The sequence below is a fragment of the Shewanella sp. MR-4 genome, from assembly GCF_000014685.1.
Taxonomy (GTDB): Bacteria; Pseudomonadota; Gammaproteobacteria; order Enterobacterales; family Shewanellaceae; genus Shewanella.
This window is the reverse complement of sequence record NC_008321.1, coordinates 4,118,804-4,140,352: the sequence shown is the minus strand read 5'-3', so window position 1 is coordinate 4,140,352 and position 21,549 is coordinate 4,118,804. Positions and strand designations below refer to the sequence as shown.

At 47.6% G+C, this 21,549-nt stretch carries 17 protein-coding genes; 8 read left to right on the top strand and 9 right to left on the bottom strand.

The genetic code is table 11. From position 1 onward, the window contains the following. Window position 1: 1 nt before the first annotated feature. A complete protein-coding gene (locus SHEWMR4_RS18075; RefSeq protein ID WP_011624192.1) occupies window positions 2-1,153 on the top strand; it encodes an ABC transporter permease in 1,152 nt (383 codons plus the stop codon). A 168-nt stretch (window positions 1,154-1,321) separates the two neighbouring features. After that, complete coding sequence (locus SHEWMR4_RS18070) at window positions 1,322-1,723, top strand: hypothetical protein (protein ID WP_011624191.1); 402 nt, start codon at window positions 1,322-1,324, stop codon at window positions 1,721-1,723. Between the two features lie 132 nt (window positions 1,724-1,855). On the opposite strand, the gene SHEWMR4_RS18065 is transcribed toward SHEWMR4_RS18070, so the two are convergent. Further along, on the bottom strand, window positions 1,856-2,395 hold the full coding sequence (locus SHEWMR4_RS18065) for an outer membrane beta-barrel protein (protein WP_011624190.1): 540 nt from the start codon (window positions 2,393-2,395) through the stop codon (window positions 1,856-1,858). 523 nt (window positions 2,396-2,918) lie between these two features. Here SHEWMR4_RS18065 and SHEWMR4_RS18060 point away from each other — a divergent pair. After that, window positions 2,919-4,250: an APC family permease gene (locus SHEWMR4_RS18060; protein ID WP_011624189.1), complete on the top strand. Its 1,332-nt coding sequence runs from the start codon at window positions 2,919-2,921 to the stop codon at window positions 4,248-4,250. Window positions 4,251-4,302: 52 nt separating this feature from the next. Here SHEWMR4_RS18060 and SHEWMR4_RS18055 read toward each other — a convergent pair whose 3' ends face one another. Next, the gene (locus tag SHEWMR4_RS18055; RefSeq protein ID WP_011624188.1) at window positions 4,303-6,792 is read right to left on the bottom strand and encodes an Ig-like domain-containing protein; all 2,490 of its coding nucleotides are present in this window, start codon (window positions 6,790-6,792) and stop codon (window positions 4,303-4,305) included. Between the two features lie 29 nt (window positions 6,793-6,821). Beyond that, window positions 6,822-7,355, bottom strand: a complete 534-nt coding sequence (gene yjgA, locus SHEWMR4_RS18050) for a ribosome biogenesis factor YjgA (RefSeq protein ID WP_011624187.1) — start codon at window positions 7,353-7,355, stop codon at window positions 6,822-6,824. 175 nt (window positions 7,356-7,530) lie between these two features. Between yjgA and pmbA the strand changes: the two genes are divergently transcribed. Beyond that, a complete protein-coding gene (gene pmbA, locus SHEWMR4_RS18045) occupies window positions 7,531-8,874 on the top strand; it encodes a metalloprotease PmbA (protein WP_011624186.1) in 1,344 nt (447 codons plus the stop codon). A gap of 116 nt (window positions 8,875-8,990) precedes the next feature. On the opposite strand, the gene SHEWMR4_RS18040 is transcribed toward pmbA, so the two are convergent. Together SHEWMR4_RS18040 and SHEWMR4_RS18035 are read right to left on the bottom strand one after the other, a co-directional pair. After that, on the bottom strand, window positions 8,991-11,132 hold the full coding sequence (locus tag SHEWMR4_RS18040) for a TonB-dependent receptor plug domain-containing protein (RefSeq protein ID WP_011624185.1): 2,142 nt from the start codon (window positions 11,130-11,132) through the stop codon (window positions 8,991-8,993). Window positions 11,133-11,313: 181 nt separating this feature from the next. Next, entirely contained in the window at window positions 11,314-12,159 is an 846-nt protein-coding gene (locus SHEWMR4_RS18035) for a substrate-binding periplasmic protein (RefSeq protein WP_011624184.1), read from the bottom strand. A gap of 255 nt (window positions 12,160-12,414) precedes the next feature. Here SHEWMR4_RS18035 and SHEWMR4_RS18030 point away from each other — a divergent pair, with 255 nt between their 5' ends. Further along, entirely contained in the window at window positions 12,415-12,642 is a 228-nt protein-coding gene (locus SHEWMR4_RS18030; protein WP_011624183.1) for a ribosome alternative rescue factor ArfA, read from the top strand. A 315-nt stretch (window positions 12,643-12,957) separates the two neighbouring features. Here the strand turns inward: SHEWMR4_RS18030 and rimO are convergent, their stop codons facing one another. Continuing rightward, window positions 12,958-14,388, bottom strand: coding sequence for a 30S ribosomal protein S12 methylthiotransferase RimO (gene rimO / locus SHEWMR4_RS18025; protein ID WP_011624182.1), 1,431 nt, complete (start codon window positions 14,386-14,388; stop codon window positions 12,958-12,960). 420 nt (window positions 14,389-14,808) lie between these two features. Between rimO and SHEWMR4_RS18020 the strand changes: the two genes are divergently transcribed. Both SHEWMR4_RS18020 and SHEWMR4_RS18015 read left to right on the top strand, forming a co-directional pair. Then, window positions 14,809-15,519 carry an oxidative stress defense protein gene (locus SHEWMR4_RS18020; protein ID WP_011624181.1) on the top strand — a complete coding sequence of 237 codons (711 nt, stop codon included), beginning with the start codon at window positions 14,809-14,811 and terminating at the stop codon, window positions 15,517-15,519. Between the two features lie 270 nt (window positions 15,520-15,789). Beyond that, window positions 15,790-16,575, top strand: coding sequence for a class I SAM-dependent DNA methyltransferase (locus SHEWMR4_RS18015; RefSeq protein WP_011624180.1), 786 nt, complete (start codon window positions 15,790-15,792; stop codon window positions 16,573-16,575). Between the two features lie 542 nt (window positions 16,576-17,117). Here the strand turns inward: SHEWMR4_RS18015 and SHEWMR4_RS18010 are convergent. From SHEWMR4_RS18010 to SHEWMR4_RS18000, 3 genes are all read right to left on the bottom strand, one after another. Beyond that, window positions 17,118-17,594 carry a hypothetical protein gene (locus SHEWMR4_RS18010; RefSeq protein ID WP_041408896.1) on the bottom strand — a complete coding sequence of 159 codons (477 nt, stop codon included), beginning with the start codon at window positions 17,592-17,594 and terminating at the stop codon, window positions 17,118-17,120. 11 nt (window positions 17,595-17,605) lie between these two features. Beyond that, the gene (locus SHEWMR4_RS18005) at window positions 17,606-18,511 is read right to left on the bottom strand and encodes an endonuclease/exonuclease/phosphatase family protein (protein WP_011624179.1); all 906 of its coding nucleotides are present in this window, start codon (window positions 18,509-18,511) and stop codon (window positions 17,606-17,608) included. Window positions 18,512-19,092: 581 nt separating this feature from the next. Beyond that, window positions 19,093-20,196, bottom strand: coding sequence for a phosphoribosylaminoimidazolesuccinocarboxamide synthase (locus SHEWMR4_RS18000; protein ID WP_011624178.1), 1,104 nt, complete (start codon window positions 20,194-20,196; stop codon window positions 19,093-19,095). 701 nt (window positions 20,197-20,897) lie between these two features. On the opposite strand from SHEWMR4_RS18000, the gene SHEWMR4_RS17990 reads away from it, so the two are divergent. Then, window positions 20,898-21,524, top strand: a complete 627-nt coding sequence (locus SHEWMR4_RS17990; RefSeq protein WP_011624176.1) for a pentapeptide repeat-containing protein — start codon at window positions 20,898-20,900, stop codon at window positions 21,522-21,524. Window positions 21,525-21,549 lie beyond the last annotated feature (25 nt).

Below are 21,549 nucleotides of genomic sequence, written 5' to 3'. Positions count from 1 at the left end.
CATGAATTTATGGCAGTTAGTGCTGACAGAATTAAAGGCGATTGTGAGTGACAAGGCGATTGCCGTGACCCTATTCGGCGGAGTGCTGTTTTATTCTGTGCTCTATCCCTTGCCTTACTTGCATCAAGTCCCAACAGAACAACAGCTTATCGTGGTGGATTTAGATCATTCCTCCCTGAGTCGTCAACTTATTCGCCATGCGGATGCCAGCGCTAAAATCCAAGTAATAGGCCAAGTGGGCTCCATTACCGAGGCGAAGCGTTTTATCGAAACAGGTAAAGCCCATGGTTTATTGGTGATCCCCGAAGGATTTCGCCGCGACTTGCTGCTGGGCAAGGGCGTGACCTTAAGCTACGGCGGCGATGCCAGTTACTTCTTGATTTATTCGGCGGTGGCCGAGGGACTTGTCAGCGCGGGAATGGATGCGGGTAAGCAAGTGCAGTTAATTGGGATGCTCGCACAGGGGAAAAATCCAAAAGAAGCCGAGCAGAACCTGAACTCGCTGCATTTAAATAGTGTGCCTGCCTTTAACCCTAGCCTAGGTTATACCCCCTACGTGGTGCCAGGGCTGTTCTTACTTATCCTGCATCAAACCTTGTTGATTGGAACCGGGATCCTCGGTGCGGGGCAGTGGCGCAACCGCAGCTATTGGCAGCAGGTGTCGCCGCTGCAATTGGTCTGTGGTCGTATTCTTGCCTTTATGTTGATTTATATGGTGTTTACCAGCTTTTATGTGGGGTATTGCTACCACTGGTATAAGGTGAGTATTCAGGCGAGTCTTGGTTTAGTAGCGCTATGGTTGCTGCCGTTCTTATTGGCGACGGCCGCGGCTGGGGTTGCGATGAGCACGCTGTTTAGCCGCCGTGACCTACCGACTCAAGTATTGCTGTTGATTTCTATGCCGATTCTGTTCGTCTCCGGCTTTGTCTGGCCGATTGCTTTAATCCCCGAGCCTTTGGTGCTGGGCTCGCAGATAATCCCTGCGGTGCCCGCTATTATGGGGATGTTGGAGCTGAACCAAATGGGCGCAAGTTGGGCGAGTGTGCTGCCTAAATGGTTACAGCTTTGGGGCTTGTTTGTGCTGTTTTTTGGTCTTGCAATTTTAGGTATTAAGCGTCGGGCACGGGCATTAGCTGAACCAAGTACATCCTAGGCGGCGCTGTTATTCGTACCAACAAAACACTGATTTTTATGTTTGTATTAAATTTGTTATTGGATATTAGGCAGATATAGATATAATCGTCCGGCAAAAAATTAAACAGGGGCCGTTTAATTTTGAAGCAGTTGCTTCATTTTTTTATCGCATCAAAAGGAAGATGAAATGCGTAAAATTACTTTATTCTCTCTGGCCATGGGTACTTGTCTATTAACCGCCTGCGCCGCTAAACCTCCCATCGTTGCACAAGAAAAAACCGTTGAAGTCGATGGTATCAACCTCGTTTTTGGCGGTAGCTACGATACTGAACGCAAAAATATTTCACTGTCTGTGAATGGCGACTCAGTGATGAAAGGCACTTTTCCTCCCTATACGCCAACCCAAAATCTCAGTGGTAAGTACAAGGGGTACACCATCTCTAGCCAATGTTATTTTGGCTCAGTGCTGAGCAGCCAAGGTGGTGCTTTTGGGGCGATTGCTGGCGTGATCCAATCGACTAAATCCAGCTCGGGCGATAAATGCGACATGCTGGTTAACGGTAAAATCGTCGAAAGCCTTTACTTCTAAGCATCCCACATATCGCTACATGGCCCCTGTTCCCATGTGAATAGTTGTATCGAACTCGGTAGGCTGTTTAAAAAAAAGGGAGTACCCAAATAAACTAGGTACTCCAAGAAAATAATGAGGGAGAAAATAGTGTTAGAACTTGTAGTCTAGGGTGAGGTAAACCTGTTGACTGTTGTTGATTTCATTGCCGTTTTCTTCATAGTCTTGGGCTAAATAACGGTAGCCAAGATCCGATGAGAAATGCTCGCTCCATTTGTACTGCATACCAACTTGACCGCCATATACAAAATCGGTTGCCGATTTGCCTGAGACTTTGTTGTCGTTGGCACCAATACTAACCCCGGCAAACAGGTTAACGTCTTTATGTACTGGTAACAGGTAGTCATAGGACACTAACCAGCTGTACTGTTCCTGCTTAAACTTTTCATTGGCAAAGTTGAATTTGTCTTCCATATAACCAAACGTACCAGTGATACGGTGGTTTTGCTCAATCAACATACCAATGCGGGCTTGATAGCTTAGGTCTTCGGTGTCTTTGTTGATAACACCTTCAATCTCATCTGCTTGATAACCTAAACCCATACCTGCAAAGTAATCGATCTCGACGGCTTGAACACTGCTAGTCAGTAACGCTGCACCTGCTGCCATCATCATAATTTTATTCAGTTTCATCATGGACTCCTAAGACTGCTAAGTCGTTTTATCAAAATCATATCGGGTTGATGGAACCTACTTTACGGCAACCTCTTAACGAGGATAAGCCCATAACAGCGTGTCTCTTTGTCTCAAAAAACGCGACAATCAGATCAAACTCACACAGATAAGTACAAAATTTGTACTCTTCTTAAGCGAAGGGGCCATTTCTGAGAGCTTTCGAAATAGTAAGATTTTTTTATCTGCCTAAAGCACAGATAGGCAACTTAATGCCTTGATTGGGTTGTCTTCGACTCTGTTTTGGGGGAGAATGCGCGCCGCAAAAATAACCGGGGTATTCAGTATCCCGGTTATTTTCTTTTTGAGCGTATGGGTTTTAAACCAATTGAGGCCGGTAAACATCCGGAAATGATATGAGGTTCGTTTGAACCTACTTTACTGAGGACAATTCAATGGGGCTGTTGTTTACCGGATGTTCGGTAGTTGCCGTAAATCAATCTGTTGCGTTTGCAATTCCACCTGCTGCAAAAGGAGGTTGGATATGAGCCAACAAAATCCAGGCTTAAAGCAAAGCCTTAGTCTGTGGCAAGTGGTTGTGATGGGATTAGCCTATCTCACGCCTATGGCCGTGTTTGACACCTTTGGCATTGTCTCCGAGATCACCTCAGGCCATGTGGCCACTTCTTACCTGCTCGCGTTAGCGGGGATCCTGTTTACCGCCTTTAGCTACGGTCACTTAGTACGTAAATATCCCTATGCTGGCTCGGCCTATACCTATGCGCAAAAAACCTTTAGCCCGAATGTCGGCTTTATGGTGGGCTGGTCATCGCTGCTCGATTATATGTTTATGCCGATGATCAATATGTTGCTGGCAAAGATTTACCTCACGGCCATGTTCCCTAACGTCGAACCGTGGATTTTTATCTTTGGTTTAGTCGCTGTAATGACGGTATTAAACCTGAGGGGCATAGATTTAGTGGCCAATTTTAATGGCGTTATCGTATTCGCCCAGATAGCCATTATCTTAGTGTTTATCGGCCTAATGGCCCACAGCCTGTCCCTTGGCGAAGGTGAAGGTGTGATTGCCAGTGTGCGTCCATTCTATTCCGAAGAGATAAGCCTTGCGCCGCTGTTTACTGGCGCGACTATTCTGTGTTTCTCCTTCTTAGGTTTCGATGGCTTAAGTTCGTTGAGTGAAGAAACCAAGGACGCTAAGCGAGTCATCCCCCGCGCTATCGTGCTGACGGCGCTGATTGGCGGCGTGATTTTTGTCAGCGTGTCCTATTTCTTACAGCTGTTTTTCCCTGATATTTCTCGCTTCCAGCAGTTAGATGCTGTGCTGCCTGAGATAGCCCTGTATGTGGGTGGTAATTTATTCCAGTCAGTGGTGCTGGTGGCCACCACCATTGCGGTGTTGGCCTCGGGCATGGCCGCCCATGCGGGTGTGGCACGTATTCTCTACGTGATGGGTCGCGACAATATGCTGCCCAATAAAGGCTTTGGTTATATTCACCCCAAATGGCGCACGCCGGCATTTAACGTGATTCTGGTGGGATTACTGGCGCTTTCGGCGGTGTCCTTCGATCTCGAAATGGCACTGGCGCTCGTCAACTTCGGGGCGCTGGTGGCCTTTACCTTTGTGAACCTGTCGGTAATAGTGCAGTTTTATATTAAAGAGAAACGCAACCAATCCTTGAAAGACCACTTTCAATACTTCGTCTTACCCTTGTGCGGCGCGGCGACTATTGGTGTGCTGTGGCTAAACCTTGAACCTCAGTCCCTAGAGCTTGGCTTGATTTGGGCGGCAGTTGGGGTCTTGTACTTGGCGCTGCGAAGCCTGCGTTTACGCAAGACAGTAGAGTTACAGAATTAACCAATAGATTGAGCTAGAAAGTAAAAGACCCGCAGTTGCGGGTCTTTTGGTTTTACAGTGTCGGCACGGTAAAGTTGAGGGAGGTCTTAACTTGCTTGGGCGTAGTGGTCACTATGCTGATTTGACTCCCCGCCGAGGCGGTAAAACTGAGTGGTGTGCCTAAGCCATTCTTGCCAGTGAGAGTATTGGCTACCTCAATGATATCTGGCGTACCGTTACAATCGACGCAGAGCTCGATTTGGGTCTTAGCAGGCATAATTTGTTTGGCGCTGTCATGTACAAATACCACAAACTCAGACTCGGCACCTGCGGCAACAGGTTTAATATCATTAACGCTTGCGAGGAACACGCCATCCTGCTGCACACTGATATAAGCCTGCGAGCCAGACATGCTTAGCACCAAAGCCTTACGAATGTAGATTTTATTCGCTTGACCAGTGCCACAGAGGCTGCCTTCACATTGAGGGCCGTTAAACTTGCCATCGGCAACGGGATAGGTCTCGCGGGCGAGGTTATCGAAATAAGGTTCACCGCTGTCGCGGCTAAAGTTTTCATTATCATCACGAAACGCCGTCGGTAAGTCGCTAAAACCGCTATTGTGGAAGGTTTCCACATCCATTCCATTGCCGCTGCAGTGAGTTGCTACACCATTGAATAAGCAGGCGTTAGTGATAGCACCACCATCGGCACTATCAAACTGATTGTTACCGTTAGTGTCGAAGAAGGTTTCGTGACCTAAGGCGTAGGCCAAAATGGTAATACGGTGATCTTGAGGGCGATAAGCGCCTGAAGTCCAAGTCACGCTACAGGCGCCATTTTGCGTTAGGCAGCTTGGGGCGATTTGGCCACCTTCGGTGTTGAAGTTAACCGTAGTATCATCGGGCGCTGGGTTCCCAAAACTATCCGACAGTCTGGCGGTAATAGTCGCGGTTTCACCGTCATAATCGCCCGCTTCGGGGTTGGATATTGTCGTAGAAAGACTAAAGCCAAGCTGCTGTGGCAGGCCAGTATTAACTGTTAATTGCTCAGATTGGCTAGTGATCACTTCTTTGGTATCGGCATCCACTGCGCTGGCGACCACGCGAACTGGGGTCGGCACTGTGCCTGAGAGCACGCGCACACTAGCGATACCTTGGGCGTTTGTTTGCCCCTCGGCATTGGCGCTGCCATTGGCAAAACTTAAACCGCCGACCACAGTATCTAAACTAAAACTAACCTTTTGCTGCGCTGCTGGCTGGCCATTGGCGCTGGTGACTTTAAAGCTCACCAGTGATGATTCGCTCGACCCAGTTCCACCTGCGCCTTTAATGCGAATTTGGTTGGGCTCGGCCGCTTCAAAGCTCAGACTGGCTAAGGTTTGACGTTGAAGCGTAAAGGGGAAGTTCGCTGTCAGCGTTTGATTACCCACGACTGTGGTCGCGACGATTTGATCGTTACGTTCGCTATTCCCGCTGCAGCTGGTGTCTTGGAAGGTCGAGCTGGCATTGCCCGATAGCGTCGTGACAGGCGAGTCTAAGCTCGCATTATTGCTGGCAGTACAGTCAGAGCTAAAACTGATGGATGACGGCGTCTGTACGCGAGTGACAGTGCCATCGCTGGCCTCTAACACTAAGCTTGCGGTCACGCCAAAGCTGCCGCCCGCGCTGATTTTATAGCTGCCATCGGCCTGCGCCGTTAACGTACTGGCCAGTTTTCCTTCCGTAAAACTGCTGCCATTAAAGGAGCCTAATTTTAAGGTGCCGGCTTCGTTAACCGCATCTTTGCTGAGCACTTCATACAAGCTGCTACTTTGTAGCGATTGCCCTTGATACTCCACTGTTACCGTTAAGGCGTTGGCGCCTAACTCGGTGGCACTCGGAGTATAACTGACTTGGGCAATACCTTGGCTATTGGTTAGCGCGCTGGTGGGGGTTAAGGTCGCTGAACCCGCACTGAAGGTGACCTTAGCATCGGCAATGCCGTTGCTTTCGGCATCGAGGAAAATGGCCTGCAGTTGTACGGCTTCATCAACTTTAAAGCGAGTCACTACATTCGCGCTGCTTTGAATACTGGCGCTCAGTTTTGGGGCGATGGATGCGCCAATACCGTCGATAGTGCCTGTAAATTCAAAGTTGCGAGTCGCCGATAGCGCTGTGCTGGAGTCACTTGGGGTGGTGGTTGCCGTAATCGTTCCAGCATTGATAAGCAAATCTGGATTACTCACAATAACAATGGCTTCACCATTGCTATCTGTGAGTTTGCTCTCCGGTGTTAACGCCCCAAGGTCGCTCGTAAAGTTAACTCTCTGGTTGCTGACCTTTGCTGAACCTTTGTTTAACTTGGCGACAGCACAAAAACCTGCGTCTTTAGGGAAACTTTGAAGTGAGGTAAAACTGCCGCATTGACTACCCGATAAGGTTTTAAAGTCGATAGACAGTTTGTAAATACCGTCGCTGGCATCTGTGCCACCGTTATCTTCGTCAGAGGGGCCGTTACAGCCCCAGAGTCCAAATAAGCCAATAGAAAGCAAAGTGAGATTGCAAAACGTGTTGCTAAATCGCATAAGCAAACATCCTTGTGGTGCTGAGTTAATTAGTCTTGAATTTCGCTGCGTAGGTATTTAAACAGCTCTTTTGAGGATTTGGACTCAGGGCCTTTCGCCAGCTCTTTCGTGGCTTGACGCACTAAAGTACGCAGCTTCTGTCTGTCCAACTGTGGGTAATGTTCCACTAAGGTTTGAATTTCGCTGTCGCCTTGGCTCAGTAAGCGCTCGCGCATTTTCTCGAATATTTGCAGCTTAGCGGTTTCGTTGCTGTTTTTGTTCAGCACGACAGCGAGCGCCGCTTTAATCGGCTCCACATCGACGTGACGCATCAACTTACCGATATATTGCATATGGCGACGATAGGCTTCTGTCTTCGGCTTAATCTTATGGGCTTGCTGGATGCTGTCATATAAGTGCTCGTCCAGCTCGATTTTATCTAGCTGGGTTTTGCTGAGCGACACCAATTCCATACCGACTTTTTGAGCAGCTTCGCAGTCACGCTTGTCCTCGGTTTTGCTGACATACTCTTCGTCACTGTCATAGGGTTGTTTAAAATGCTCTGAATCACCAACAATCTTCATATAGATAAAACCTCAGTTAAATAACGGCCTAATAATAACATCTCCCGCCAAAAATCGCCTAACGAAAGCGCGTGCGCCATGGCTGAGATTGACGAAATAAGCGCGCAATAAATAATGAGAATGGCATGGGTGTTTGTTATGCTAACGCCATTGCCGACAACGAAAGAGTAGCTTTGTGTCTTTGAACAGAATCGATAGTGAATTGGCCGCGCTGAAAGATGCGGTTGCCGTGGCCCTCGAATATGCCAATAAATTAGGGACAAATGCCGCCGAAGTGGCGATCAGTAAACAACAGGGATTATCGGTTTCAACCCGCTTAAAAGAAGTGGAAACAGTTGAATTTAATAAAGATGGCGCCCTAGGGATTACGGTTTATCGCGATGGTTGCAAGGGCAGTTCATCGACTTCCGATCTCAGTCCCGAAGCCATTGCCCTAGCGGTGAAAGCGGCGGACGATATCGCCCGTTACACCTCGGCCGACCCCTTTAGCGGTTTAGCCGACAAAGCCTTAATGGCGACCGAGATCCGCGATCTTAAGCTCTATTATCCTGAAGATATTTCTCCCGACGAATTAGCCCAATTGGCGATTCGCGCCGAAACTGCGGCGCTCGATGCCGATCCGCGCATCAATAACTCCGATGGTGCCAGCGCAAACGCCCACACTTCGGTCAAGGTTTACGGTAATAGCCACGGCTTCTTAAATGGTTATTGCAGCTCGCGTTATAGCTTAAGTTGCAGCGTGATCGGTGAAGACTCCGACGGCAGCATGCAGCGGGATTACGATTACACTATCGCCCGTAAATTCAGTGAGATGCTATCTCCAGAATCCGTTGGCTTGAAAACCGCACAAAAGACAGTGAGCCGTTTAGGCGCGCGTAAGATTGCGACTTCGCGTTTACCCATTCTGCTTTCGCCTGAAATCGCCACAGGGCTCATCGGTCATTTAGTCGGCGCGATCAGCGGTGGTAGCTTGTACCGTAAATCCAGCTTCCTGTTGGATGCGATTCACACCCAAATCTTCCCCGATTGGTTCAACATTGAAGAACAGCCGCATCTGTTGGGCGCGCTCGCCAGTGCCAACTACGATAGCGAAGGTGTAGCGACGCAAGATAGACGCATCATCGACCGGGGTATGTTAGAAAGCTATCTGCTGACCAGCTATTCGGCGCGCAAACTAGGCTTAACCAATACAGGCCATGCGGGCGGCATCTACAACTGGACGCTGGCGCACACCGGCCAAAGCTTCGATGAGCTAGTCAAAGGCATGGGCACTGGCCTGATTGTCACTGAAGTGATGGGCCAAGGCGTGAATATGGTGACGGGGGATTATTCCCGCGGCGCCGCTGGTTTTTATGTGGAAAATGGCGAAGTGCAGTTCCCCGTCGAAGAGATCACTATCGCGGGCAACTTGAAGGATATGTTCCGTGGTATTCAGGCGGTCAGTAAGGACTTCGATTTACGTTCGTCTATCCGCACCGGCGGGATCTTATTATCCGAGATGAAGGTCGCAGGTAACTGATTGAGTTAACCCAATTGAGTCATTCAGTCTAACGGTTCAGCGTTAACGGAATGAGCTTTAAACAAAAGGGCAAATGCAACTGCATTTGCCCTTTCGATTTTATGTCGTTCTACTTTTTAGAAGCGATAGCTAGCGCCTAATTCAAATGAGCGACCCGAGCCTGCGAATTGGCTAAAGCCACCACTGCTATCGGCCTTAAATTCGGCAAGGTTGACACCACCCAGTGGCAGTTCGTAGTAAGTATCAAACAGGTTGTTGATCGCAAAGGTTAAACTCAGCTCTTGCCATTTGATACTGCTGCTTAGATTTAGCAGCGAATAGCTGTCGGTCTCATTTTCTAAGCGGCGATCATCGACCTTATCCTTAGTCGCTACCCATTGCCATGACAGGCGGTTTTCCCAATCACCCAGTTGATGGCTAAGGGCTAACTCGGTTTGTAGCGGTTTGATTTGATAAAGCGGCTCGTTACCCTCATCGCGCTCGCCACGGGTGATATTCAGCTTGCCCTGCATCTGCCATTTACCGCTGTCGGTATCGGCTAATAGGTAGTTCGCACTCAACTTAGCGCCATATAGATGGGCATCTTCGTTGGTGAATTTAAGGATATTGCGTTTACCGCTGGCAAGGCCAGTACGGTTAAAGCTGCCAATCACCTCGGCATCAATATAGTCTGTGACTGCGCTATACCAAGCCGTGGTCGAGAATTGCCATTCATCGCCCGCAAACTTGTAGGCCGCGCTCAGGGTGTGGGCGGTTTCAGGCTTAAGATCGGGATTGCCCACGTAACCGTTACCGTCGCCATACCAGCCGATCATTGTCGTTGCCATCACGCCACGGCCCCAGCTGTAACGCTCATACAGGTTTGGCGCGCGGTTTTTACGGGCTAAGCCAAATTCCAATTGTTGCTTGGCCGATAGCTGATAACGCGCCAACAGCGTAGCATCGATAAGGTTATCGTCTCGGCTTCTATCCATAGCATTAAAGGCTTTTGCCGCTTCGGCATCCATATTTGGCATGCCCATCATAGGCATATTGCTGTAGGCCTGCACTTCGCCCGTATCTGTGGTGGCATATTCATAACGCACCCCGGCAGATAACCACCAGAGTGGCGTGAGGTTTTGCTGCCACTCGCCATAAACTGCGGCGCGGCGGCGTTCACCATCGTTGATATTGATATAGTCATTGGGTGCCATCATAGTGCCGGGCACGGCTGGCCAAGTATCATCGAGTTGATAGTTATAAAATTCCTGACCGACGAGTAACGTGCTGTCATCGCCGATAGGTAAGCGCCAATGCAGTTGGTAGCTGTAATCGCTGCCCTCAGTGTTCATCGGCATCTTGCCGGTTTTTTCCGGAGTGAAGAAGCCCATTTCATGCTTCACACTGTGCCAGTTTAACTGGGCGCTAAATTCGCCGTCGTTGTCTAAATCCCGCAGATAACGGACTAGGGCGCCATAACTCTTGTTATCCGTCATATCCATGTATTGGTTCGGGAAACCTTGGAACGGGATCGCCTGATGCGTTAGCTTAATCGCCAGTTGTTGTGTGTCATCGCGCCATGCCGCTGTTAAGGCATGGTTTTGGGCGCGATAGAGGGTATCGAGCACTTTATCGCCGTGACCATCGTGGTAGCTATTGGCATCTTCATAGGCGCCTTGATAGCTGAAACTTAAGTTCTTACTGGCGATTCCAGCCTTAGCACCGAGTAAGAAGGCATCGCTGGTGCTGCGGTATCCCGATGAAATCTCGCCGCTTTCGAAGCTGAGGTCTTCGCTGTCGCTAAATTTAGGATTCAGGCTATTAACCTTAATCACCCCGGCGATATTGTCGCCGCCCGCACTGACAGGGGACACGCCCGCGACCACTTCTACCGAGCTGATTTGATTAGCGGAAACGTAGGAGAGTGGTGGGTTCATTTGGTTGGCACAGGAGGCGGTGATATCCGCGCCATCGACTAATACTTTAATGCGATCGCCCATCATGCCATTGAGTACGGGCAAGGCGGAAACGCCGCCCGCTTCGGAGAAATCGACGCCTTGGTCTTTTAGCAAAGCATCAGCCGAGCCTAAGGCATTACGGCCAATACTCTGTTCGCCATGGACTTGAATACGTTCAATTTGAGTCTGATTTGTCTCGTCGGCCATGGCCTGTGAGGCAACCGAAGCGCCTAATGCTAAGGTCAGCGCGCTGGCGATTGCAGAGCATTTAAAGCCGTGGGGGATAGTTGAAGCGTTTGCAGCCATCTTATTGTCTTCCATTCACTCGGATAAATTGCGCTGCATTATAAAGATCATCGAAGTGTGACAGGTGCGGCATATTGTCGCAGAGCTTATAAAGACAAAGCTGAAATAGCGGCCTGAAGTGCTCGCTAGCACCAGATGAAGATAAGCTAGCGCCAAGGTGAGGATTACAAGCGGCGCGGTTTAACACGCCCTTGGATTAACCGAAGTGATTGAAGTAGATACGTTGGGTTTCCCCTTCGGCGTCCATGGCGGCGAGTGCCTTGGCAAACTCATAGGCCTTTGAATCTTCGGCGAGTCTGTTGGGGCTGTTATCTGCGCTGACGGGTAAGTCTGCTCGGTAATTGGGGTTATGTTGCCCGCGAAAATGGCGGCTTTTTTTCGAAAAGCCCAGATACATGGCCTGAGGCTGCTGGCAGCAATTGGGGTGCAGCTTAAATTGGCTCATGTCCCGCTGTTTAAGGTAGTAGCTGATGGTGGCCTGATCGTAGATAAAAAAATCCCCTTGGCTGGCAAGCAGGTAATCTAAGGCCTTAGGCACATCGAGTTCTGGCGGTTTACGTACCGACATGGTTTCGGGGAGGCCGTTAAAGTCGTAGCTACCGGGGGCGATTAACAGTGTCATCCCGCTCTGGGACAACTGCTCTAACGAACGTATATTGGCGGCTCCCGCACGGCTAATGCCGATGGCGCGCTCCGACAGGCCATTAGGAATAAAAAAGGCAAATTGGGCGCGCTCCTCACTAAAACTCAGGCCGGGGTAAAAGTCGATATTACCGAGTTTTAGATCCCGCAAAATCCGCATCTTAGGCGCCCGCGTGATCCTGAGTTTGCAACCAATCCGCTCGGCGGCGGCTTGGTAGATATCGCGGTAAAACCCTTGGTTATTAGGTTCGTGTTGGATAAAAGGAAGGCGCTCACTGGTGCGATAACCCATGGTAATGATGCACTCAGAGCTTGAAAAAGCCTGCGCTAAGCTGGGGAAGAGGCTGACTAATAGGAAAACGAGGCTAAGTAAGGGCCGATAAATAACTGCAAATTGCAAAATGATCTCCTTATCCCGTGATTACAAAGGGTAATCTTGCCGCCAATGGGCGAGCTAAAAGTACAACTAAGGCGAAGGTTTGTTAGCCTAATGTATTATTTTTATTGAATTAATCTATCATACTTTTTGATAATAAAAAGCGTGATTCTTTGCACTACTGCACAAACTCTGTACATCCTGTCATATTGCGCTATAGTGTCGCCGCAGGTCGAGTGAGGTGTATTTGGCCTGTATGAAATTAACTGAGGAGTTCCTATGGCAAAGCTTAAAGAGACTAGCGTGCTCGAACATGAAAATGGTCGCGGCACTATTACCGACAACGCACTCAAGGCAGTGGTGACTAGCTCACTGTTTAGAATGCGAACCGAAAAGCCGAAAAAGGGCAAAGGGTCTTACAACCGTAAAGCAGCAAACCGAAAGGGGTATCAGCACAGGGGCGATACTCCTTTCGACTTTATGGGAGTTTGCCTCACTGGAGCCTAGTGTAGACCCCTTAACTTTGCTCGCGCTGATTTGTTTATCCCTTATCTCTGCTCGATTTCTCTTTAATGCTTATCCTGTAAATCTTTAACGCGCCATTATTGAACTTATTCCTCGACTTATCTGCTCTGTCATTTGCTGCCGATATCCTTCAATGCCTATCACTAGGTCGGTAACGATTGCCCATAAAAAAAGCGAGCCCCTTGACTATTAGTATTAATATCAGGGGCTCGCTATTGAAGCTTTTAATCCGGCGAATCGAATGCGAAGGGCAAGCGCTTAGCGCGAATGCCTAAGCCTAGTGTTTAAGCCGAGTGCTTAAGCCTCGATATCATCTTCTGCATCGGCGTCGACTAACTCGGCCCACAGATCGTGCTCGTCCGAGTGAGTGATCACAGCACGAACTAACATGCCGGGTTCGAGTTCGGTTTCACCGTTGATAAAGACCATGCCGTCGATTTCTGGAGCATCGGCGAAGCTGCGGCCAATGGCGCCTTCTTCGTCTACGTCATCGATCAGAATATCCATAGTGCGGCCAACGAAACGGGCTAAACGCTCGGCGCTGATCTCGGCTTGGACTTCCATAAATCTGTGGTATCTGTCTTCCTTCACGTCTTCGCTGATAAGTTCAGCGATGGTGTTGGCTACAGCACCTTCTACTTCTGAGTACTTGAAGCAACCTACGCGGTCGAGGCGCGCTTCACGCAGGAAGTCGAGCAGCATTTCGAAGTCTTCTTCAGTTTCGCCAGGGAAGCCCACGATAAAGGTTGAGCGGATCACCAAGTCTGGGCAGATTTCGCGCCAGCGTTGAATGGCTTCTAACTGACGATCAACACGGCCCGGACGCTTCATCATCTTCAGGATGCGTGGGCTGGCGTGCTGCATTGGAATATCTAGGTATGGCAGGATTAAACCTTCGGCCATCAAGGGGATTAGATCGTCTACCCATGGGTATGGGTAGATGTAGTGTAAACGTACCCAAGCGCCCATCTTGCCTAATTGGCGGGCAAGGCTAGTGATGTCTTGCTTCACTGGCATACCGTTCCAGAAATCGGTGCGGCCGCCCTTGTCTTTACCGTAGGCAGAGGTGTCTTGGCTAACGACTAAAATTTCTTGTACGCCTGATTCAACTAAGCGTTTCGCTTCATCTAAAACGCTACCCGCTGGGCGGCTGTCTAAATCGCCACGCAGTGCAGGGATGATGCAGAAGGTACAACGGTTATCACAACCTTCTGAAATCTTTAAATAAGCATAATGCTTAGGCGTTAACTTAACCCCAGTTTGTGGGATTAACGAGGTAAATGGGTTGTGCTCTGGTTTTGGCACGTACTTGTGTACATGCTTTAACACGGCTTCGTAGCTGTGTGGCCCCGTGATTTCGAGCACGTCTGGGTGCACTTCACGGATTTGGTTTTCCTTGGCGCCTAAACAGCCGGTCACGATCACTTTGCCGTTTTCTTCTAGGGCTTCGCGCACCGCATCTAAGGATTCTTCAACCGCCGCATCGATAAAGCCACAGGTGTTGACGATAACCAGATCGGCATTGTCGTAGCTGTTGGTGACTTCATAGCCGTCGATGCGTAATTGGGTCAGAATGCGCTCTGAGTCCACTAGGTTTTTTGGGCAACCCAAAGACACGAAACCGATGCGATTCCCTGTTGCAGTAGAATCAGCGCTCGCTGCTTCTAATGTCTTGGCTGGGGTCTCAAGCGTGGTTGTTTGCTTAGGATTAAAAGTTTCAACTGTCATGGTGTCTCGCTGATGCTGATAAAAGAGCGCCGTAAAAAGAGCGCGGATTATACCTGAAGTGATTAAAAGGTACAGTGTCTTTGGGTGAAAAGTGTACAGCCAAGAGTGCGTTTCTACCAGTTGCGGCGCGGCAGAGTCCGTAGCTTAGTTATCCCGCCGCATTTCATCTTGGATGAATGACTTTAAGGTTTGAATGGCGCAGTGCACTGCCGCTCGGCGCCGATTTAAAAAATTTTCAAAAAAATTAACCCTTTTTATTTTTGCCTGCGTTTATAGGGGTAGTTTGCATGATGCGTGGCTATCGCAACGGACGATAATTGGTGCTGTTACATATTGGTACAGCAAGTCGCACTTTTAACCGATAGCCGCCGCGTCAGAACCACGGCAGTCTCGCCTTAAATGATTTAGTTGGAGTTAACAATGAAGCATTCTCTTTTAGCTGTATTAGTGGCTGGTGGTCTTTTTTCAGGTGTGTTTACCGCAAAGGCGATGGCCGCCGACGTAGATTTTCCCCATATTGAAACCATGGGGGTGAGCCAAATTCAGGTTGAGCCGGATATGGCAGAGCTTAATGTTGAAGTAGCCGTTACTGAGAAAGAGGCCAAGGCCGCTAAGGATAATTCGGATGCCGCAGTGGCGAAATTTATCGCCCGTTTAACCGCCGCGGGCATTACCAAGGAGCAAATCCAAAGCGCTAACTTAAATCTGCAGCCGCAATATGTGTATGCCCAGGATAAGGCGCCAGAGCTGAGTGGTTACACCGCGAGTCGCCAAATCACAGTCACTATTAGTGATTTAGCCCGATTAAATACCATTTTGGACTCCGCCTTAGAGGAGGGGATCAACAGGGTTAATAATATCGCCCTTAAGTCGAGCAAAGAGGCCGAGTATGTGGCCAAGGCGCGCCAAGCGGCCATTGTTGATGCTAAACAAAAAGCCGAAAGCTTAGCCAAGGGATTTGGGGAGAACCTAGGTAAGGTGTGGCAAATTCGTTATTACGATCAACGCCCTGTACAGCCCGTAATGTTACGTATGAATGCCAAGGCCGATGCCATGGGCGCCGCCGAAAGCTATCAATATGGCCAAGTGACTATCGAAGACAGAGTCGAAGTGGTTTATAAACTCAAATAAAACCGCGATGTGAGTATGACTCTCAATCACTCTGGGCTGCTCAACTGAGCAGCCCATTTTTATATGCTTGGCCGTAAAGGCATATCCCACTCAGCGAACTGAATTGAAGAAAACACCTGCCCCATCTTTTATCCTAGTTCGCTGTATTATTGAATAAAATGGATTCTCGCGTCTTGCACTCGACTCTAGGGCGGAATTGCGTGTATCGGTTCTTAGCCAACTGATATATCATGCGCCACCCTTAATTGCCTATGGCTCCTGTTTGCCGCTATGTCTTCTAACGCGCTTTATACCGATCTCTCCGGTTATTACGATCTCATGTGCTCCGATATCAACTATCAACAACAGAGTGCGAGCATCCATCGATTGCATCAGTTCTTAGGCAATAATGGCAAGCAACACCTAGATCTAGCCTGTGGCACTGGCCCGCATGTAAGGCATTTTATCGATTTAGGTTATCAGTGTCGTGGTCTGGATATTAATCAACCCATGCTCGATATGGCTATGCGTCGCTGCCCAGAAGCGCAGTTTAATCTACAGGATATGACCGCCTTTTATCTTGAGCAGCCAGTCGATTTAATTACCTGTTTTTTATATTCCATTCATTACAGTGCGGGCATCGAGCGCCTCAAGAGTTGTATTGCCAGCGTGCACCGCGCCCTGAATGACGGCGGGATATTTTGTTTTAATTCGGTTGATAAGCACCGCATCGATAACCGCTTATCGATTAAGCATTTTGCCGAGTTTGAGGGGCACCATTTTGCCTTTGAATCTGGCTGGCATTACAGTGGTCAGGGCGAAAACCAGTCATTAAACCTGAGTATTGCAAAGAGTCTCCAGCCTTTTACTCAACAGGCTGATTTCGAAGGCGATACATCTGCGCATCAGACTGAGTTATGGCAAGACCAACACACTATGGTCGCGACCAGTTTTGCGGAGCTGCAAGCCTTACTCGCGCCATATTTTGAAGTGCATATCTTTGAACACGATTATGAAAAAATCGTCCCATGGGATTTAAGCTCAGGTAATGCGCTGTTTGTCTGTGTGAAGATTTAACCTTGGGTTGAAGGTGTGACAACTCGGGGTGTTAGCCCTTACGTTCGTGCTAGCACATGAAATTGCTTAAGTTTCATCAGTTCTGTTAGCAGGCTAAATCAAAGTCAAAGTCGTGGGGCTTCATCTCACACTTATTTATGTAGATGTATTGTCATTGCGGCCTAACGGCCGAGGTGAATCAAAGTCGTGGGGCTTCATTTCACACTTGTTTATGTAGATGTATCGTCATAGCGGCCTCACGGCCGAGGTGAATCAAAATCGTGGGGCTTCACCCCACACCCGACCAAGGAGGACTGCTCGTCCTATCCTCCTTGGATGCTCCAAGACGCCCCAACGGAGTTGAAAGCCCCTTGGGCATTAAGCGTCCTTATGCTATCGCGTCAGACGCTCGTCCCTGATTCGACTGACGCTATCTCGGCATCCATGCCTCGCTCACGCAACGAACGCAAATGCCCTGCGGCAACTCCGAGGGGATGGTGAACTTCTGTGAACTCTGCGTTGGCGCTAAATTCCAAAAGAGTTACGCCTGCCCTATCTTTTAGTTAATTCGTTTTTGTTTGTGTATTTTTTTCTTCCACCATTCTTTGAAATGATCGAAGCGTTAAATGTGTTTGAGAGTTGGAAGCTATAGCTCCAAGTGCACGGGCAAATTCTTCTTGATTATCATTAATATAATGGCTCTTATCAATTATGACTGTAATTGGGTAACCATCATTTGAACGCTGTATTTTTATTAATCTTCTTGTGACACCTGTTTCAGTATGTTGAACACATATATAGCTGTACCCCGTTTTTTTTCTAGGTTCAAACAGATTATTAGTTATTCTAATTCTTGCCGCAATACTATTTGTATCATCCTCGTATTCGATTTCTTCCGTAAAATTAATGTTTAAATTCAAAAAGGTTGAGAGAGAAACTCTAAAAGATTCAATTGTTTCATCTATTTCAGAGTTGTTTCTTATAACTAAATCCGCGGATTCTTTCCCTAGATTTAACAAGTCTTCAAAGTTAATAGGCATATATTTATTCCTTACACTCTAGTTATCTCGCACACAATTGGGAGATGGTCAATGAAGTGGCTGTTGTCTTCATAATTTTTAAGTATCACTTCTGGCGTTATTACTTGAGTTCTAAACTCATTTAGATGCCAGTAAGTATTATTTATAAAGCTACCTGAAACAATTATTTGGTCATACGAATGCCAAATTTCTCCCATGAACTGTTTATATTTATAACTGCCTGATCGATATGTGTTAGTGATTCCTGAGTGACTATATTTATTTTCAGATACAATACTTCGCCAAAATGGATTGTAAAAATATTCTGATGGGTATTTTTTTACTGCATCATGACAACGGCTTGCTTTTAAACATTTATAGAGACTTATATCATAGGGGTTATCATTAAAGTCTCCCATGATAATTACATCTTTTCCACTTTCTATTAATGTTGATGCTGAGTTATAAACTATATTTGCTGCGGCAATTCGCTTTTCTTCACTGTTACCATTTAACCTGCTTGGCCAATGACATAGGTAGATATAAATTTTTCTTGAATCATCAATATTTTCAACTTCTACTAGCTGTGATGCTTTAACTGTATTGTCAGTTAATATTTTTGACAGACTGTTTATATGATTCACTTTTATTTTTGATGTTTTATATATTACTGCTAAGTCAAATCTAGTTTTTCCAATCTTGTCCGTTAGATTTAAAATTGAGATGTGTTCTAACTTTATGTTTTCAGAGAAATATCTGATATCTTCGGAAGATACTTCACAAAGAGCTAAGAAATCGCATGAGTTATCTTGAAGTAAAGTTTCGATATGGGTACAAATGATCGGATAAGTTGTAGCATTTGCCTTACTTTTTGCTTGCGGAGCAGATGGGGACAGTGCGACATTCCACCAACCAAACCTCAGATTATAAAGCAGCATCTATATCTACCTATTGAAAGTTTTGTACTTTATTTTTAACGAAATAAAGGTCTTAGTGATTTTTAACAAATTAGCATTTTTTACATGTATTTTTCAATAGATTGTAAAATATATCGAAATATTCAACGATGGATCATGTATATCTCTTTTTAATAAATAGCATAAAGCACTAAATGGATAGGAGTTCACCTTCCCCTGCGAAGTTGCCGCGGGGCGTTGGAATAAATTGCGTGAGTCCGGTCATGGATGACCGGCTAGCTTTCGGGGTACAGGATGTACCATCGGAAGCGATAGCAATTTATCCATAAGACCAAGGCTAGTTCCTAATGCATGTAACTTCGCTAGGGGCGTCTTGGAGCATCCAAGGAGGATAGGACGAGCAGTCCTCCTTGGTCGGGTGTGGGGTGAAGCCCCACGACTTTGACTTTGGCTTTAATTTTTCTCAGATTAACATTTCAGAATTGAGTTAAATTGGCTTATACAAATAAATCCAAACCCAGTTTGAAAAACAAAAAAGGCGCCTAAGCGCCTTTTCTACATTCTGAGGTTAAGGAAAAACTCCCTACCTCATCGAAATCTGATTAAACAATCAGATCATACTCTTCACGTAGGATCTTAATAATATCTGCCTTAGGATTCGCTGGCAGCGGAATTGCCGCGCCAGTCACCTTCTCGGCGATGCCGGTGTAAGTGCGTGACACATCCATCATCGCCTCTAATGGCAGGGCATTGTCGCGGGCGAGGGCTTCGCGCTCTGGCATTCTGTCCTTGTTGAGCAGAATGTCCGGATCGGGGAAGTGGTTCAGTAGGAACTGACGGAAGCCTTCCTTAGAGTTTTCAAGGATTTTACCATCGCGGTAGGCGGCGCCGTCCCAAATACGAGATGAATCTGGGGTGCCTACTTCATCCATATAGATCAGTTTTGAGTTGCCGTTTTTATCGGTCACATAACCAAACTCGAACTTGGTATCCACAAACACTTGGTCAAGGTCGGCCAGTGCTTTAGCGATCACCTTAAAGCCATCTTTTAACAGCTTCTCGTACAGGTCGATATCTTCTACCTTTTCAAAACCAAAGGCTTGGTAGTTGGCTTCGATATCGCTGCGGCTGATATTCACATCATCCTGCGCGGGCACACCGGGGATCCCAGTTAAAATACCTTTGGTCGAAGGAGTGATCAGCAAATCAGGCAGCTTTTGATCTTTCTCTAAGCCTTCTGGCAGTGTGATACCGCAGAATACGCGCTCGCCCTTAGAGTAGGCGCGCCACATTGAGCCAGTAATATATTGGCGGCAAATGGCTTCGACTTTAATCGGACGGGCTTTTTGGACTATCCAAACGAAGGGATGCGGAATATCTAAAATGTGGCTGTCGGCTAAACCGTTTTCGGCAAATAACTTAAACCAATGATTAGAAATGGCATTTAATGCCGCGCCTTTACCAGGAATGCCTTTTAATCCGCCCTCACCGTGGAAGATGCAGTCGAAGGCTGAGATACGGTCGCTAATCACCATAATGGCAAGCGGCGTATCTTCGGGCACATTGTAGCCCTTGGTTTGAATTAAACGGCGGCTGTCGGCGTCGGTTAGCCAGTAAACGCTACGTACCTTGCCGCTATGGACTGGGTTGTCGGTGCGGATGGGTAAATCGTTGTTTACGGCTAATACGGAATCAGCAAGACTCATGACGAGTATTCCTTTGGATAGAGAGTGTAGGGACGAGTTTTTTATTCGTTGCGGTGTGCTTAAGCCGTAAATGCTTTGCCACCTTTTTATTATTGACCAACAGCTTATCGCTAAGTGCGCACAAGAGATTGGTGAGGTTAAAACGTAAAGCTAATAGGATATTTTCGGGCGATAGGCAGGAGAGAGAAGGTCGGGATAAGAGGGAAAAATAGCACGCAGAGCAAGGTTGGCGCCAGAGAGAATCTGGTCTGTTCAAGCGGGGAAACCCCGTGCCATTTTGCTCGAAAAGGCTAACCATTAATCCGAGAGAACCTTGTTAGACAGCCGCGAAAAGTGGCGCCATTTTACCTTTATTCGCAAAATTTTCCACGGCTATTTATGCACATCTGTGCTGCGTGTCGGGGTAAATTGGGTAGGGGAGCAATGCGGCGGCTGAAAATACTTCCCATGAAACCCGAGTAGAGGAATAGATAAGCTTGAGTTTAAAGTGTGACTCGCTAAGGCTTTGAATGGTATTAATCCCAATATAGGCATGCAGTTAGCTCTGTAAATCGGGTTCGCATAGGCGGTCTGAATAAAGGTAGTGGCTAAGCACGATATACAGCGTGGCCTTTGCGTTAACGTCCATTTTTTGTGAATTGAAAAACACAGTTTGCCCATCAGCCCTTAGCCTAAGGCAGAGGGCACAGTAGAGGTAGTCAATGACAGATGTAAAAACGCCGATGATGGCGCGCGCCGCATCCGAGGGGCGATATTTTTTCTCGCAGCAATTTATCGCCTTGGCCGAAAGCCAAACCCAGTGGCAGGAGTTGGAGTTTGAAGAGTGCGAGTTCCACGATTGCCAGTTTAGCGATAGCACATTCCGTAACTGCAAGTTTATCGATTGCCGTTTTGTGGGCTGTAACTTGAGCCTGCTCAAGGTGCCCTTAAGCCAATTTAACGGTGTGAGTTTTGAAGAATGTAAGTTGGTCGGCATAGATTGGACCCGCGCCGCTTGGCCGAGATTATCCTTTGCGGCGCCTTTTAGCTTTAGAACCTGCATCCTAAACGACTGCTCTTTTATGGGGCTTCAGCTTGATGAAATGGTGCTCGAGGGCTGTAAGGCGCAGGATGTGGATTTCCGTGAGGGCAAGTTTAATCGCGCCAACTTTAGTTACAGTGATTTTCGCCACAGCTTATTTGGCCGCACCGAGTTGATGGAGGCGGATTTCTCCGAGGCGACCGATTACGATATCGATATTTTTAACAATAAAATTAAGGGCGCTAAGTTTAGTCGCGACGAAGCGATTCGCCTATTAAATGGCTTAGAGATCACCTTGGTTGACTAACTCCCTAAGGCATTGGCCTTGCTTA

Bases quoted from the DNA above. Each gene is read 5' to 3' on its own strand.
- SHEWMR4_RS18065 (WP_011624190.1), bottom strand. From the start codon at position 2,395: ATGAAACTGAATAAAATTATGATGATGGCAGCAGGTGCAGCGTTACTG.
- yjgA (WP_011624187.1), bottom strand. From the start codon at position 7,355: ATGAAGATTGTTGGTGATTCAGAGCATTTTAAACAACCCTATGACAGT.
- SHEWMR4_RS18030 (WP_011624183.1), top strand. From the start codon at position 12,415: ATGGCAAAGCTTAAAGAGACTAGCGTGCTCGAACATGAAAATGGTCGC.
- rimO (WP_011624182.1), bottom strand. From the start codon at position 14,388: ATGACAGTTGAAACTTTTAATCCTAAGCAAACAACCACGCTTGAGACC.
- SHEWMR4_RS18020 (WP_011624181.1), top strand. From the start codon at position 14,809: ATGAAGCATTCTCTTTTAGCTGTATTAGTGGCTGGTGGTCTTTTTTCA.
- SHEWMR4_RS18000 (WP_011624178.1), bottom strand. From the start codon at position 20,196: ATGAGTCTTGCTGATTCCGTATTAGCCGTAAACAACGATTTACCCATC.
- SHEWMR4_RS18040 (WP_011624185.1), bottom strand. From the start codon at position 11,132: ATGGAAGACAATAAGATGGCTGCAAACGCTTCAACTATCCCCCACGGC.
- SHEWMR4_RS18005 (WP_011624179.1), bottom strand. From the start codon at position 18,511: ATGCTGCTTTATAATCTGAGGTTTGGTTGGTGGAATGTCGCACTGTCC.
- SHEWMR4_RS17990 (WP_011624176.1), top strand. From the start codon at position 20,898: ATGACAGATGTAAAAACGCCGATGATGGCGCGCGCCGCATCCGAGGGG.
- SHEWMR4_RS18070 (WP_011624191.1), top strand. From the start codon at position 1,322: ATGCGTAAAATTACTTTATTCTCTCTGGCCATGGGTACTTGTCTATTA.
- SHEWMR4_RS18075 (WP_011624192.1), top strand. From the start codon at position 2: ATGAATTTATGGCAGTTAGTGCTGACAGAATTAAAGGCGATTGTGAGT.
- SHEWMR4_RS18055 (WP_011624188.1), bottom strand. From the start codon at position 6,792: ATGCGATTTAGCAACACGTTTTGCAATCTCACTTTGCTTTCTATTGGC.
- SHEWMR4_RS18010 (WP_041408896.1), bottom strand. From the start codon at position 17,594: ATGCCTATTAACTTTGAAGACTTGTTAAATCTAGGGAAAGAATCCGCG.
- SHEWMR4_RS18015 (WP_011624180.1), top strand. From the start codon at position 15,790: ATGTCTTCTAACGCGCTTTATACCGATCTCTCCGGTTATTACGATCTC.
- SHEWMR4_RS18060 (WP_011624189.1), top strand. From the start codon at position 2,919: ATGAGCCAACAAAATCCAGGCTTAAAGCAAAGCCTTAGTCTGTGGCAA.